Source organism: Pseudonocardia sp. Ae150A_Ps1 (assembly GCF_001932315.1).
Lineage (GTDB): Bacteria > Actinomycetota > Actinomycetes > Mycobacteriales > Pseudonocardiaceae > Pseudonocardia.
On the sequence record NZ_MCIJ01000001.1, the window covers coordinates 5,848,891 to 5,863,385 of the forward strand.

Annotated in this window: 14 protein-coding genes; 8 read left to right on the forward strand and 6 right to left on the reverse strand. The window is 73.9% G+C overall.

What is annotated here, in order from left to right; genetic code table 11:
- Nucleotides 1-10: 10 nt before the first annotated feature.
- Entirely contained in the window at nucleotides 11-2,185 is a 2,175-nt protein-coding gene (gene glgX / locus Ae150APs1_RS27535) for a glycogen debranching protein GlgX (RefSeq protein ID WP_075301212.1), read from the reverse strand.
- A 163-nt stretch (nucleotides 2,186-2,348) separates the two neighbouring features.
- Nucleotides 2,349-2,816: a PPOX class F420-dependent oxidoreductase gene (locus tag Ae150APs1_RS27540; protein WP_010230083.1), complete on the reverse strand. Its 468-nt coding sequence runs from the start codon at nucleotides 2,814-2,816 to the stop codon at nucleotides 2,349-2,351.
- A gap of 57 nt (nucleotides 2,817-2,873) precedes the next feature.
- Between Ae150APs1_RS27540 and Ae150APs1_RS27545 the strand changes: the two genes are divergently transcribed.
- The 3 genes from Ae150APs1_RS27545 (at nucleotide 2,874) to Ae150APs1_RS27555 (ending at nucleotide 5,653) form a co-directional block, all read left to right on the forward strand.
- Nucleotides 2,874-3,299 carry an HIT family protein gene (locus Ae150APs1_RS27545; RefSeq protein ID WP_010230081.1) on the forward strand — a complete coding sequence of 142 codons (426 nt, stop codon included), beginning with the start codon at nucleotides 2,874-2,876 and terminating at the stop codon, nucleotides 3,297-3,299.
- A gap of 1 nt (nucleotide 3,300) precedes the next feature.
- Complete coding sequence (locus Ae150APs1_RS27550; RefSeq protein ID WP_075301214.1) at nucleotides 3,301-3,864, forward strand: histidine phosphatase family protein; 564 nt, start codon at nucleotides 3,301-3,303, stop codon at nucleotides 3,862-3,864.
- A gap of 466 nt (nucleotides 3,865-4,330) precedes the next feature.
- Entirely contained in the window at nucleotides 4,331-5,653 is a 1,323-nt protein-coding gene (locus Ae150APs1_RS27555; protein ID WP_139317182.1) for a GGDEF domain-containing protein, read from the forward strand.
- A gap of 152 nt (nucleotides 5,654-5,805) precedes the next feature.
- On the opposite strand, the gene Ae150APs1_RS30735 is transcribed toward Ae150APs1_RS27555, so the two are convergent.
- The gene (locus tag Ae150APs1_RS30735; protein WP_170918144.1) at nucleotides 5,806-6,459 is read right to left on the reverse strand and encodes a GGDEF domain-containing protein; all 654 of its coding nucleotides are present in this window, start codon (nucleotides 6,457-6,459) and stop codon (nucleotides 5,806-5,808) included.
- A 539-nt stretch (nucleotides 6,460-6,998) separates the two neighbouring features.
- Here Ae150APs1_RS30735 and Ae150APs1_RS30740 point away from each other — a divergent pair.
- From Ae150APs1_RS30740 to Ae150APs1_RS27575, 5 genes are all read left to right on the forward strand, one after another.
- Nucleotides 6,999-7,226, forward strand: a complete 228-nt coding sequence (locus Ae150APs1_RS30740; RefSeq protein ID WP_139317181.1) for a hypothetical protein — start codon at nucleotides 6,999-7,001, stop codon at nucleotides 7,224-7,226.
- A 118-nt stretch (nucleotides 7,227-7,344) separates the two neighbouring features.
- Nucleotides 7,345-7,551, forward strand: a complete 207-nt coding sequence (locus Ae150APs1_RS31545) for a hypothetical protein (RefSeq protein ID WP_075332834.1) — start codon at nucleotides 7,345-7,347, stop codon at nucleotides 7,549-7,551.
- Between the two features lie 276 nt (nucleotides 7,552-7,827).
- Entirely contained in the window at nucleotides 7,828-9,759 is a 1,932-nt protein-coding gene (gene dxs, locus Ae150APs1_RS27565) for a 1-deoxy-D-xylulose-5-phosphate synthase (RefSeq protein ID WP_075301216.1), read from the forward strand.
- On the forward strand, nucleotides 9,759-10,457 hold the full coding sequence (locus tag Ae150APs1_RS27570) for a response regulator transcription factor (protein WP_033199544.1): 699 nt from the start codon (nucleotides 9,759-9,761) through the stop codon (nucleotides 10,455-10,457). The genes dxs and Ae150APs1_RS27570 overlap by 1 nt, the downstream gene beginning before the upstream one ends.
- 3 nt (nucleotides 10,458-10,460) lie before the next feature.
- Nucleotides 10,461-11,624 (forward strand): HAMP domain-containing sensor histidine kinase, encoded by a 1,164-nt coding sequence (locus Ae150APs1_RS27575; RefSeq protein ID WP_075301218.1) that lies wholly within the window; start codon nucleotides 10,461-10,463, stop codon nucleotides 11,622-11,624.
- Nucleotides 11,625-11,648: 24 nt separating this feature from the next.
- Here Ae150APs1_RS27575 and Ae150APs1_RS27580 read toward each other — a convergent pair whose 3' ends face one another.
- The 3 genes from Ae150APs1_RS27580 to Ae150APs1_RS27590 form a co-directional block, all read right to left on the reverse strand.
- On the reverse strand, nucleotides 11,649-12,827 hold the full coding sequence (locus tag Ae150APs1_RS27580) for a ribonuclease D (RefSeq protein WP_083680517.1): 1,179 nt from the start codon (nucleotides 12,825-12,827) through the stop codon (nucleotides 11,649-11,651).
- Nucleotides 12,828-12,904: 77 nt separating this feature from the next.
- Complete coding sequence (locus Ae150APs1_RS27585) at nucleotides 12,905-13,558, reverse strand: response regulator transcription factor (RefSeq protein WP_139317218.1); 654 nt, start codon at nucleotides 13,556-13,558, stop codon at nucleotides 12,905-12,907.
- 326 nt (nucleotides 13,559-13,884) lie between these two features.
- On the reverse strand, nucleotides 13,885-14,490 hold the full coding sequence (locus tag Ae150APs1_RS27590) for a DUF3000 domain-containing protein (RefSeq protein WP_075301224.1): 606 nt from the start codon (nucleotides 14,488-14,490) through the stop codon (nucleotides 13,885-13,887).
- Nucleotides 14,491-14,495 lie beyond the last annotated feature (5 nt).

Here is a 14,495-nt window from a genome sequence, read left to right on the forward strand (position 1 = left end):
CGGGTGCGCCTCAGCCCTTCGATCGCAGGACGAGCAGGGAACGTGCGGGCAGGGTGAGCACCGAGCCCGCGGAGACCGGGTCGAGGTCGACGCCGTTCTGGCCGGCGGCCGACGGCGGGTGCACCTCGCCCGAGTGCGTGTCGACGACGACCTCCCAGGCCGATCCGAACTCGGACGGCGGGAGGGTGGCGTCGATGTCCTCCCAGTAGGAGTTGAAACAGAGCAGGAACGAGTCGTCGGTGATGCGCTGGCCGCGCTGGTCGACGTCGGCGATGCCCTCGCCGTTGAGGAACACGACGACGGCCCGGCCGAGCTCGTTGTCCCAGTCGTCCTCGGTCATCTCCCGGCCGGCTGGAGTGAACCAGCCGATGTCGGACACCGTGTCGCGCTGGCGGCGGCCGATGGGCCTGCCCGCGAAGAACCGGCGCCGCCGGAACACCGGGTGCGCGTGCCGCAGGGCCGTGACGCCCGCGGTGAAGGTGACCAGGTCGTGGTGCTTGCCGGAGAGCTCCCAGTCCTGCCAGGCGATCTCGTTGTCCTGGCAGTAGACGTTGTTGTTGCCGCCCTGGGTGCGGCCGAGCTCGTCGCCGTGCAGCAGCATCGGCGTGCCCTGCGAGAGGAGCAGGGTGGCCAGGAAGTTGCGCTGCTGGCGGGCTCGCAGCTCGAGCACCGCCTCGTCGTCGGTGGGGCCCTCGACGCCGCAGTTCCAGGACCGGTTGTGGCTCTCGCCGTCGTTGCCGTCCTCGCCGTTGGCCTCGTTGTGCTTCTCGTTGTAGGAGACCAGGTCGGCGAGGGTGAACCCGTCGTGCGCGGTCACGAAGTTGATCGAGGCGTAGGGGCGGCGGCCGTCGCCCTGGTAGAGGTCGGAGCTGCCGGTGATCCGGGACGCGAACTCGCCCAGGGTGCCTGCCTCGCCGCGCCAGAAGTCGCGGACGGTGTCGCGGTACTTGCCGTTCCACTCGGTCCACAGCGGGGGGAAGTTGCCGACCTGGTAGCCGCCGGGGCCGACGTCCCACGGCTCGGCGATGAGCTTGACCTGGGAGATCACCGGGTCCTGCTGGACGAGGTCGAAGAACGTGGACAGCCTGTCGACGTCGTAGAACTCCCGGGCGAGGGTCGAGGCGAGGTCGAAGCGGAAGCCGTCGACGTGCATCTCGGTGACCCAGTACCGCAGCGAGTCCATGATCAGCTGCAGGGTGTGCGGGTTCCGGACGTTCAGCGAGTTGCCGGTGCCGGTGTAGTCCATGTAGTAGCGGGCGTCGTCGTCGACCAGCCGGTAGTAGGCGTGGTTGTCGATCCCGCGCATCGACAGCGTCGGTCCCATGTCGGAGCCCTCGGCGGTGTGGTTGTAGACGACGTCGAGGATCACCTCGATCCCCGCGTCGTGCAGCTCGCGGACCATCGCCTTGAACTCCGGGACCTGCGAGCCGGCCCGCGCGGAGCCGGAGGCGTAGGCGTGGTGCGGGGCCAGGAAGCCGATCGTGTTGTAGCCCCAGTAGTTCGACAGGCCCTTCTCGGTGAGGTGGTGGTCCTGCACGAACTCGTGCACCGGCATCAGCTCGACGGCGGTGACGCCGAGCTGCTTGTAGTGCTCGATCATCGCGGGGTGCGCGACGCCGGAGTAGGTGCCGCGCAAGTCCTCCTCGACGTCCGGGTGCAGCGTGGTGAGCCCGCGGACGTGCGCCTCGTAGACGACGGTCTCGTTGTAGGGGATCTTCGGCGGCCGGTCCGAGCCCCAGTCGAAGAACGGGTTCACCACCACCGACTTCGGCACGTGCGGCGCCGAGTCGGTGTCGTTGCGCGAGTCGGGGTCGCCGAAGTTGTAGCCGAACACGGCCTCGTCCCAGTCCACCGGACCGTCGACGGCCTTGGCGTAGGGGTCGATGAGCAGCTTGTTCGGGTTGCAGCGCAGCCCCTGTGCCGGGTCGTACGGGCCGTCCACCCGGTAGCCGTAGCGCTGCCCGGGCTCGATGCCGGGCAGGTAGCCGTGCCAGACGAAGCCGTCGACCTCGGTGAGCCTCATCCGGGTCTCGGTGAGCCCGCCGGGCGCGTCGGCGCCGCTGCCGTCGGGGTCGAACAGGCACAGCTCGACCGACTCGGCCGCCTCGGAGAACAGCGCGAAGTTGGTGCCGGTGCCGTCGTAGCTGGCACCCAGCGGGTAGGCGTGCCCGGGCCAGGGCTGCATCTCACGGTCCTCTCCTCGCGACCCGGCCACCGGCCGTGTGCGCGCTCAACCTATCGGGGGCCGGCGCCGTTGCCGTTCGCTCCGCGGACGGGGCGCGGAGCAGGTCGGTGCTCACCGGGCCCGGCGGTGCGGGCGCGGAGCCGCCGATCCTCCCAGGACCTGCTCAGGAGTCGGCGAACCGGGCGGGGAAACCGCCGGTCGCGACCGGGCTCCAGCGGGTCGGGGTGATCCGGACCAGCGCCTTGCCCTGGTCGCTCATGGCCTGCCGGTACTCGTCCCAGTCGGGGTGCTCCCCGGAGATCGCGCGGAAGTAGTCGACGAGCGGCTCCAGCGCGTCGGGCAGGGTGATCAGCTCGGCGTCGCCGTCGACCTGCACCCATGCCCCGTCGAACTTCTCGGAGAGCACGACGACCGAGGCCCGGCCGTGCCGTGCGACGTTGGTGGACTTCGCCCGCTCCGGGTAGGTGGAGATCACGATGCGGCCCTCGTCGTCGACGCCACCGGTGACGGGGGAGGCCTGGACGCCGCCGTCGGACCGGGTGGTCATGAGGATCATGTGGTGCCGCGGCCGGACGAAGTCCAGCAGCTCGTCGCGGTCGACGCGGTCGTTCGTGGCGATGGTGCGGGGCATGCGGCCAGGGTATGGCCGGACCGCCCGTCCCGCTGGGATGCCCTAGGGTCGGTCGTCGTGAGCAGCGTCTTCACGAAGATCATCGACGGTGAGATCCCCGGCCGCTTCGTCTGGTCCGACGACCGGTGCGTCGGGTTCCTCTCGATCAACCCGCTCGGGCCGGGGCACACCCTGGTCGTGCCGCGGGCCGAGATCGACCAGTGGGTCGACGCCGACGCCGGGCTGACCGCGCACCTGACGGAGGTCGCCCGCACGGTCGGGATCGCCGTGCGGGAGATCTGGGCGCCGCCGCGGGTCGGGCTGCTCGTCGCCGGGTTCGAGGTCCCGCACCTGCACGTGCACGTCTTCCCCGCCTGGGACATGCGCGCCTTCGACTTCGCCAACGCCGCCGCCGAGGTCGACGCCGCCGAGCAGGACGGGCACGCCGAGGCGCTGCGGACGGCGCTGCGCGGCGCGGGTCACGCCGACCACGTCCCCGCCTGACGTGCAGCTGGACCTCGTCCGGCACGCCCTGCCCGAGCGGGTCGAGCACGCCGACGGCACGCACGCCGACCCCGGTCTGACGGCGGACGGGCACGCCCAGGCGGCACGTCTGGTGCGGGCGCTGGCGGGGGAGCGGGTGGACGCGCTCCACACGAGCACCATGCGCCGGGCCGTGCAGACGGCGGCGCCCCTGGCCGCCGAGCGCGGTCTGGAGCCCGTCACCCACGCCGACCTGCGCGAGTACGACGCGGAACGGTCCGAGTACGTGCCGATCGGGCAGATGGCGCAGGCCGATCCGGCCGCCTGGGAACGGATGCGGGCCGGGCACCTGCCCGAGCACGTCGACGCGGCGGCCTTCACCGAGCGGGTGCACCGGTGCGTGGAGGGGATCGTCGTCGCCCACGCCGGCGTGGTGAACGCGTACCTGGCGGCGATCCTGGGTGTGGACCGGACGTTGCCGTTCCCGCTCGACTACACGGGTGTGAGCCGGGTGGTCTGTGCGCGGGACGGAATGCGCAAGCCCTGGACGGTGAACGAGATCGCGCACGTGTCCGACCTGCTGTGACGCGCCGCACGTCGGCCGTTCGCCGCCGCCGGGGCGCCGTCCGCCGGTACAGGTCCGCCGGGGCCTGACGAACGTCGGACGTATACATAGTCTCGACGAGAACTCCGGCGGTCCGCGGACCCTCGGGCGCACCCGTCCGGTGCGCCGGGAGGTGCGTCCCCGCCGGTCCGCCACCGACCGCCGAAGGGACCCGCACCGGGATGGACGTGACCGGCAGGGGGTACGTGGCGCCCGGGCGCGGCCCCGGTGCCGGGCCCGCCGTCGGTCCTCGCCGTACCGGCCGGTCGTGGTGTGGTCACCAGCCGCGGTTGCGCATGACGGCACCTCCTGTCACCGGTTCGGATGCCGGTGTGACTCTGAGCAATATTTGCGACGTCAGAGTACCCGTTCGGGTGATCCAGATGGTGAGGCCCGCCCGATCTGTCCGGAACGTCCCGGACTGGATTGCACCATTAGGGGAGGGTGCGTGACGGCGTCCGGCCCCCGGCACGGAGGCCGTCGCCGGCCGGTGTGGGACCTGCCCCGGTCGATGCTGGTGGTGCTCGTCGTCGTCGAGCTCTCCGCGGCCGCCCTGGTCGTGGGCGGTCTCGCGATGCTCCCGGCGGACGCCTCCACCGGGTACGCCGCGCTGGGTGCGCTGGGCCTGGTCGCGCTCGGTGTGCTGCACACCGAGCTCGCCACCGGGATCGAGCGGGTCCGGCGCCGGGTGGCGCACGCCTCGTACTTCGACCTGTCGAGCGTGTGGACCTTCGCCGGTGCGCTGCTCCTGCCCCCGCCGCTGGCCGGCGTCGTCGTGATCGGCATCTACGCCCACCTGTGGTGGCGGGTCTGGTACCCGGTGGGCGCCGCGCTGCACCGGCACGTCTACACCACGGCGACGGTGGTGCTCGCGGCCTGTGCCGCCGGCGCCGTCGTGTCGCCGGAGCGGCTGACGGGCACCGCCGGCGCCGGACCGGGCAGCGGCCCCGCCGCGTACGGCGTGCTGCTCCTCGCGATGGTCACGTACATGCTGGTCAACCAGGCGCTCGTCGCGCTGGCCCTCTCGCTGACCACCGGTCGCCGGTTCGCCTGGCGCGGGGTGCTCGGCGACGGCGACGACCACGTCCTCGAGGGCGCGACGCTGTGCCTGGCCGTGCTGGCCTCCCTCGCCGCGCTGCGCCAGCCGCTGCTGGTCCTGCTCGTCCTGCCCCCGCTGCTGGTGCTGCACCGCGCGGTGCTGATCCGCCAGCTCGAGGAGCGGGCGAACACCGACGCCAAGACCGGCCTGCTCACGGCCGCCGCCTGGCGGGGCCGGTCGCACCGGGCGATCGCCCGCTCCCGGCGGCAGCGGCGCGCGGTGGCCGTGCTCGTCCTCGATCTCGACCACTTCAAGTCCGTCAACGACGGCTACGGCCACCTGGCAGGCGACGAGGTCCTCTCCGCCGTCGCCGCGACGCTGACCGACCAGGTGCGCGACGTCGACCCGGTGGGCCGGTTCGGGGGTGAGGAGTTCGTCGTGCTGCTGGCCGAGCTGCCGCCCGGGACGGAGGGCCGCGACCTGGCGCACGTCGCGGCCGAGCGGATCCGGCACACGGTGCGTGGCCTCGCCGTCGACGTCGAGGCCCCGGGCGGGCCTCTGACGATCACCAACCTGTCGGTCTCGGTCGGGGTGTCGGTCGCCGGGCTGGACGGCGACACCCTCGACGAGCTCCTGCAGGTCGCCGACCACGCGCTCTACGCCGCCAAGCGCGCCGGCCGCAACCGGGTGCGGCTCGGGCGGGCCGCGACCGGTCCGGCCAGCGAGGTCTGACCCGGCCCGGCCGGGGCGCGCCCGTCGGGCTCGCTCGGGCTCCGTGGCGGGGAACGGGTGCCCGACCGGTGGGATCGGAACCGGTCGGTCGGGCTCGCTCGGGTCCCGTGGCGGGGAACGGGTGCCCGACCGGTGGGAGCCGAGCGGGTCGGTCAGGCTCGCTCGGGTTCGGTGGCCGGGAACGGGTGCCTGCTGATCCGGACCGTGTCCCGGCCGGCCCGCTTGGCGGCGTAGAGGGCCGAGTCGGCGACCTCCAGCAAGGTGGTGAGCCCGCCGCCGTCGCCGGGGAACACCGCGCCGCCGATCGACACCGTGATCCCGATGCCCGCCCGGCCGCCGGGGGCCCCGTCCGCGCGCCCGGCGGGCAGGTCCGCCACCGGACGGGCGGCCGGGTCGTCGTCGCGGCGGGTCCCGGAGATCCGCCCGCGCACCCGCTCGGCGATCTGGCGCAGCTCGCCCTGCCCGTCGTGGCCGGAGAGCCGGGGCAGCAGCACGACGAACTCCTCGCCCCCGAAGCGGCCCACCAGGTCGTGGTCGCGCAGCTCCTCCTGCAGCACCCGGGCCACGGCGGCCAGCACCTGGTCGCCGTAGAGGTGGCCGTGCGTGTCGTTGATCTCCTTGAAGTGGTCGAGATCGAGGATCAGCAGGGCGGCCTGGCGCCGTTCCTGCTCGGCGACCTGCAGCGCCTGTGACCCGCGCAGGTGCCAGGCGGCGTGGTTGAGCAGGCCGGTCTTGGCGTCCAGGTCGGCCTTCTCGCGGAGCTGGCGGACCAGGATGGTCCTGTGCAGGGCGAGGATCGGCGGCACCGCGAGCAGGGCGACCAGGGGGGCTCGTGGTGGCCAGAGCGCCGGCGGTGAGCGCGCCGAGGCACAGCGTCGCGAGCTCGAGGGTGAGCTCGTCGCCGCCGAAGAGGATCTGTGAGATCCGCGTGTCGGGGGTCGCCATCGCGACCACGCCGAGCACCAGGCAGGTGTTCACCACGGTGTAGGTGAGCAGCGTGAGCACCAGCGCGACCGTGCCGGGGACCGTCCCGTACAGCTCGCCGGGGCGGGTGGCGGCGAGCATCCCGGCCGCCGCGTGCACGGAGAGGATGACGGTCGCGGCGTTGTAGACCTCCCGGAACACCGGGCGGCGGTCGGGCGGCGGTACCGGCCGCAGCACCCGCACGTAGAGGTGGGTGTAGACGACGACCACCACGAGCGCGCCGAGCACCGGCGGGAGCAGCAGCGCCGAGGCGAACGTCCACACCGACGTCAGGTTCACGTGGTGGGTCTCGGCCGTGTAGCGGCGTACCCGCTCGACCCCGGAGACGATCTCGGTGTGTGCCACCCCGGCGACCGTCAGGGTGACCAGCAGGACCAGCGTGCCCCGGTCGATCTGCGGCGGGTTCGTCGCGCCGGCGACGACCAGTGCCAGCGCGAGCAGCTCGACGGCCAGCACGGCGCCGAGCAGCCGCGGTGGGATCGACCACACCGGCCACCGGGAGATCCGGTGCAGCGGGACGGGGGACGACGGCATGCGCTCCCTCCCGGTCCGGCTCGGCGCCACCCCGGTGCCGGGCGGCCCGCCCTGATCCTAACCGGCATCGGTCGCGGTGCGTGATCGGCGCGGCCCTCACCCGACGTCCGTGCTGCTCGAACGAGCAGACCGGTTACGTTCGGTGATCATGATCTCTCGCCCATCATGTAGTTGTGTACGCAATGGTGCTGCCCGGATTGTTTTCCCGGCGCGGCCGGGCGATTCTTTTCCTGCTCTCCGCGGAAAAGGGTCCGGACCGCCCGCGGGGCAACGGCGGCCACGTCACCGATTTCATGATCGGCAATGCGGGTCATCGGATGGACGTGCAGGACCAGGCGGTATCGGAAAGGGGATCGATCGTGCGCAACTGGGGTTGGTGAACGTGCCGGCGGATGCCGCCGGAATGAATTGGAGAAGGTGTCGTGAAGATCGTCGGGAGGTGTGTCGCAGATGCGTAACTGGGGTTGGTGAGTGAACGATTCGTCCCGTGGGCGCGGAGCGGACCCCGTCAGGGCGACGGGGCCGGCCGCGACTCCTGGCGCACCGCCGGGTCGGCTCGGCTACCCGTCCGTAGAGTGGACGCGAAGAGTCGATGCCGGGCCGCCACGGCGGTGAGTCGCCCGCGAGCGGGGTGCCCGGCGGCGAGGAGGCACCACGTGACGACGAACCCGGGGCTGGCCGCGATCCGGCGACCGGCCGACCTGCGCGGGCTCGGGCCGGACGAGCTCGCCTCGCTGGCGGCCGAGATCCGCGGCTTCCTGATCAGGGCGGTGTCGCGCACTGGTGGTCACCTGGGGCCGAACCTGGGCGTGGTCGAGCTGACGCTCGCCCTGCACCGGGTCTTCGACTCGCCGCAGGACGCGCTGATCTGGGACACCGGGCACCAGGCGTACGTGCACAAGCTCCTCACCGGCCGTCAGGACGGCTGGGAGCGGCTGAAGAAGACCGGCGGGCTGTCCGGGTACCCGAGCCGTGCCGAGTCCGAGCACGACCACGTGGAGTCCTCGCACGCCTCGTCGTCGCTGTCCTGGGCCGACGGGATCGCCCGGGCGAACGCGCTGACCGGGCGGGACCGGCACGTCGTGGCCGTCGTCGGTGACGGCGCCCTGACCGGCGGCATGGCCTGGGAGGCGCTGAACAACATCGCCGCGGGCGAGGACCGCAACGTCGTCATCGTCGTCAACGACAACGGCCGGTCGTACTCGCCGACGATCGGCGGGCTCGCCGACCGGCTGGCGTCACTGCGGCTGCAGCCTGGCTACGAGCGCATGCTCGAGGCCGGCAAGCGCACCGTCCGCGGGACCCCGGTCGTCGGGCCCGCGCTCTACGCGGGCCTGCACGCGTTCAAGGCGGGTGTGAAGGACGCGCTCAGCCCGCAGGAGCTGTTCTCCGACCTGGGGCTCAAGTACTTCGGCCCGGTCGACGGGCACGACATCACCCAGGTCGAGTCGGCGCTGCGCCGGGCGAAGCGGTTCGGCGGGCCGGTGATCGTGCACGCCGTGACCCGCAAGGGCAACGGCTACCCGCCCGCCGAGAACGACGAGGCCGAGCAGATGCACAGCCCGTCGGCGTTCGACCCGGAGACCGGTGCGCCGACCGGCGCGCCGTCGACCGGCTGGACCGACGTGTTCTCCGAGGAGGTCGTCGAGCTCGGTGCCCGGCGCACCGACGTCGTCGCGATCACCGCGGCGATGCTCGGTCCCACCGGGCTGGCGCCGTTCGGGGCCGCCTACCCGGACCGGCTGATCGACGTCGGGATCGCCGAGCAGCACGCGCTCACGACCGCGGCCGGCCTGTCGCGGGCCGGGATGCACCCCGTCGTCGCGCTCTACTCGACGTTCCTCAACCGTGGCTTCGACCAGCTGATGATGGACGTCGGCCTGCACCGCGAGCGGCTCACCCTGATGCTGGACCGCTCCGGCGTGACCGGCAGCGACGGGCCGTCCCACAACGGCATGTGGGACCTGTCGATCCTCGGCATCGTGCCCGGGATGCGGGTCGCGGCCCCCCGCGACGAGCCGACCCTGCGCGAGGAGTTCCGCGAGGCCGTCGCGGTGTCCGACGGGCCGACCGCCCTGCGCTATCCCAAGGGGTCGGTCGTCGCCTCGGTGCCGGCGGTGCGCCGCCTCGACGGGCCGGCCGGCGTCGACGTGCTGCACGAGCCCGCCGACGGGCGCGCCCAGGTGCTCGTCGTGTGCGTGGGCGGGTTCGGGAAGCTCGGCGTGGCGGCGGCGAAGCGGCTGGCCGACCAGGGGGTCGACGTGACCGTCGTCGATCCGCGGTGGGTGCTGCCGGTGCCCCGGGAGCTGCTGACCCTGGCCGCCGACCACCAGCTCGTCGTCACGGTGTCGGACTGCGGCACGCACGGCGGGTTCGGCTCGGCGCTGTCCGACGCGCTGCGCGGTGCCGACATCGACGTCCGGCAGCGCGACCTCGCGCTGCCCCAGGAGTACCTCGAGCACGGCAGCCGCGACGACGTGCTCGCCGCGGTCGGGCTGACCGAGCAGGACGTGGCCCGCCGGATCACCGAGTGGGCCGCGGCCGCCGTGCCGGCCCTGCCCCGGCTGGACCCGGAGCGCACGGGCTGATGCGGGTCATCGTCGTCGAGGACGAGCCGGCCATGGCCGACGCGGTCGCGCGCGGCCTGCGACGGGACGGGATCGCCGTCGACGTCGCCTACGACGGGGACGAGGGCTCCGAGAAGCTGTCGGTGACCCGCTACGACGTCGCCGTGCTCGACCGCGACCTGCCGGGCCGCAGCGGGGACGAGCTGTGCGACGAGCTGGTCGCCGCCGGCGGCCTGACCCGGGTGCTGATGCTGACCGCGTCCGGCACGCTCGCCGACAAGGTCGAGGGCCTGTCCCGCGGGGCCGACGACTACCTCGCCAAGCCGTTCGACTTCCCCGAGCTCGTCGCCCGGGTGCGGGCACTCGGCCGCCGGGCCACCCCCGCCGTGCCCCCCACGCTCGCCGCGGGGGACCTGGTGCTGGACCCGGCGCGGCGGACGGTCGGCCGCTCCGGACGCCCGGTGGAGCTGACCCGCAAGGAGTTCGGCGTGCTGGAGGTGCTGCTCGCCGCGGGCGGTGCCGTCGTCTCGTCCGAGGAACTCCTCGAGCGGGTGTGGGACGAGAACGCCGATCCCTTCACCACGACCGTGCGGGTCACCGTGATGACGCTGCGCAAGAAGCTCGGTGAGCCGGCGCTGATCGACACCGTCGTCGGCGCCGGGTACCGGGTCCCCAGCGCGACCGACGCCCCACCCGGCGCCGGGACCGCGGCGGGTTGACCCGTGCAGCGCCTCCGGCCGCGCCTGACGCTGCTGGCCACCGTGCTGGTCGCGGTGGTGGCGGCGGTGCTGCTGTGGCTGGGGTGGATGCTGGTCGGGGCGGCCGTGGCGGGGACGCCCGCGCTGCCCGGCACGGTCGTCGTGAACGGGGTGCCGGTGCCCGCCGAGACCGCCCGGGACGCGATCGCCGCCGCCGCCCGCGACGACGTGCTGCGCGCCGGTCTGGTCGCGTTCCCGCTGGTCGTCGTGGCCGGCGCGGTGTGTGCGTGGGTGCTGGTCGGGCGGGTGCTGGACCCGCTGCACCGGGTGGTGGACACCGCGTCGCGGCTGTCCGCGAGCTCGCTCGACGATCGCGTCGCGCTGGAGTCGGCGCGCGGCGAGGTCGCGGAGCTGACCGCCGCGTTCGACGCGATGCTCGACCGGCTGCAGGCCGCGTTCGACGCCCAGCGGCGGTTCGTCGCGAACGCCGGGCACGAACTGCGGACCCCGCTCGCCGTGCTGCGCACCGAGATCGACGTGACGTTGCAGGACCCCGACGCCGACGCGACGGAGCTGCGCCGGATGGCCGAGGTCGTCCGCGACGCCGGGCGCTGCTGCGACGAGCTCGTCGCCGGGCTCCTGCTGCTCGCCCGGACCGAGGCCACCGGCCCGCTGAGCGGGTCCGACCGCGCCGCGGTGGACCTGGCCGCCGTCCTCGCCGTGGAACTCGACGCGATCGCCCCGTCCGCCGCCGCGCGGGCGTTGTCGGTCCGGACCGACGCGTGCCCGGTCGTCGTCGACGGGGACGAGGTCCTGCTGCGACGCCTGGTGGCCAACCTGCTCGAGAACGCCGTCCGGCACAACCGTGACGCCGGCTGGATCGAGGTCGGGTGCGGGGACGCGGCCGACGGGGGAGCGGACCTCCGGGTGCGGTCGTCCGGTCCGGAGCTGCCGGCCGGGCAGGTCGCGGAGCTGTTCGAGCCGTTCCGGCGCGGCCCGGTGGCGCGTACCGCGCACACCCGGGGGTCCGGGCTGGGGCTGTCGATCGTGCGGGCCGTGGCGACGGCGCACGGCGGCCGGGTCGACGCCGAGGCCGTCCCCGGCGGGGGCCTGGCGGTCCACGTCGTGCTCCCGGCGGCGACCGGGGCGGGCGGGGAGCCGCGGACCGATCCCGCACCCGCCCGCTGACCGCCGGTCCCGGGACGCCGGCCCTCAGGTGCCCAGCACCGGCTCCAGCAGGGGGGCGAGCAGCTCGACCTGCCACGGCCGGGCACCGCCCGCCGCCAGCGCGCCGCGGACGTCGCCGCCGGACGGCGGGGTCCAGCACAGCCGGCGCAGCAGGTCGGGCTGCAGCAGGTTCTCCACCGGGACGTCGTGCTGCTCGGAGACGCCGGCGAGCGCCGCCCGGGCGGCGGTGAGCCGCGCGGCCGCGTCCGGGTCCCGGTCGGCCCAGCGAGCCACCGGAGGGGGCCCGTCGGTGGTGGCCGAGCCGCGCGGCAGCTCGGCGTCGGGGAGGTCGGCGGCCCGGCGGAGCGCGTCGAACCAGTAGCCGGCCAGCCGGCGCTGCGAACGCCCGCGGAAGACCGGCAGCCCGGCCAGCGTCTGCGCCGACTCCGGGTTCCGGACGGCCGCGTCGACGATGGCCGCGTCGGGCAGCACCCGGCCCGGGGCGATGTCGCGCTCGGCGGCCAGCGAGTCACGGGCCTGCCACAGCTCGCGCACCGCGGCCAGCGGGCGGGGCCTGCGGACCTTGTGGATGCCGGACGTGCGGCGCCACGGCTCGGCGCGTGGGGCGGGCGGTGGCGCGGTCCGCACGGCCTCGAACTCCTGGCGGGCCCACTCCAGCTTGCCCTGCTCGTCGAGCAGCCCGGTCAGCACGTCGCGCAGCTCGATGAGGACCTCGACGTCGAGCGCGGCGTAGACCAGCCAGTCCTCGGGGAGGGGGCGCCGGGACCAGTCGGCGGCGCCGTGCCCCTTCTCCAGGGAGAGGCCGAGGAGGTTCTCCACCATCGGGCCGAGCCCGACCCGCGGGAGCCCGGCCAGGCGCCCCGCGAGCTCGGTGTCGAAGAGCGAGGCCGGACGCAGGTCCAGCTCGCCCAGGCACGGCAGGTCCTGGGACGCCGCGTGCAGCACCCACTCGGGGCCGCCGAGCGCCGCGGCGAGCGGCCCGAGCTCGCCGCGCAGGGGGATCGGGTCCACCAGCGCCGACCCGGCCCCCGCCCGTCGCAGCTGCACCAGGTAGGCGCGCTGCGAGTAGCGGAAGCCGGACGCGCGCTCGGCGTCCACCGCGACCGGTCCGGTGCCCGCGGCGAACGCCTCGGCGACCTCCGCGAGGGCCTCGGCCGTCGCCGTCACCGGCGGCAGACCGTCGGCCGGACGCAGCAGGGGCACCGGATCGGGTGAACCGTCCGGGGACGGATCGCCGGGCGGCCGGAAGTCCGTACCGCCTGTCGTCCGCGCACCCTGGTTCAGCGAATGACCCCCGCACGCATGGCCAGCGCCACCATCTGGGCGCGGTCGCCGGTGCCGAGCTTGCGCCCGATCCGGGACAGGTGGCTCTTCACCGTCAGCGCCGAGAGGTTCAGCGCCTCACCGATCTCCTTGTTCGACTGCCCGTCGGCGACCAGCTGCAACACCTCGACCTCGCGGGCGGAGAGCTCGCGCGGGGTGTTGTCGGTGCCCGGCACGCGGGAACCGGTGGCCAGCAGCGGGGCGACCGTCGGGTCGGCGTAGACGCGGCCGTCGAGCACCCGCTTGACGCCGTCGGTCACGACCGAGGGCGACGCCGACTTGAGCAGGTACGCCTGCGCGCCGGCCTGGAAGGCCGAGTGGACCGCGTACGGGTCGTCGGAGGAGGCCAGGACGACGAGCCTGTTCCAGCCCAGCGAGCGGAGCTCGCTGACCAGGTCCAGGCCGCTGCCGTCCGGCAGGGTCAGATCGAGGATCGCGAGGTCGCACGGACCCGCGGCGTGTGCCCGGGCTCGCGCCTCGGTCACCGACGCGGCCTCGTGCACGGTGCCCGCGCCCATGGAGCGGAGCCGCCCGGCGATCGCCTCGCGGAGCAGCGGGTGGTCGTCCACGACGAGAACCGTGAACAGCTCCTCCCGCGGCTGCGGGACGATCCCCGGCGAGAGCACTGCTCCACCGATCGGAGCGCCACCTGAGGTGGTGCTGCCGGAGCTCTGCGCCGGCACTTGCTGGCCAAGTACAGCCACGTCGTCAACCTTCCTGGAGTCGGCCGTCAGCCCCCGACCAACACCGGAACCCGAGGCACGGAGAGTGGCGCTCGGCCGCCCGGGTGGGTGCCATGCGGGAGATGGTATCCCTCCATGCGGCCTAACGTCGCGTGTGCATTCGAACTTCTGGCCCGGAAAGTTACATGGCTGTGGGCGTGGGCCCACCCTTTCGGGTGATCTTTTTTCGTCAGGACGCCGCTGACCTGCGGTTATCAGCCGGGTGATCGGGTCAACGGTACTGCCCCGACCGGAGGCAGTCCGGCGGCGGTCGCGACCAGGGAACCGAACGCCGCGGCGTGTCGGGCGAAGTCGGCGTCGCTCTCCGTAGGCGTCCAGGAGGCCCGCAGCTCGACGTCGTCCTCCCGTGGTGGCTCCTCGCCGTCCGCCTGGAGGCCACCGAACCGGACCGACGAGGTCTGGGTCACCGTCCCGCCCAGCGCGGTGAAGTCCGCGCCCGCGTGATCGAGGGCGTCGGTCAGCCAGGACCATCCGATGCGCGGCAGCATGTCGTCGCCGAGCTGGCCCAGCTCCAGGCGGGCCTGGACGAAGCAGACCAGCCGGAAGGTGCCCTGCCAGCGGTCCTGGCCCTCCGGGTCGTGCAGCAGGATCAGCCGGCCCGACGTGTCGGGCTCGTCCAGGTCGTCGGTGCCGTCGCCGCGGTGGCCGATGTCGGCCTCGACGCTCGTCGCCCAGCTGAACGGCGCCAGCCGGGGCGGGGCCTCCAGCTTGCGCACCACGAGCTCCGGGCGCGGCGCCACCGAGGCCAGCGCACTCACGGCCCGGCGGAACAGCGGAGGTGGGGAGTTCGGGTCCGGCACGGCGG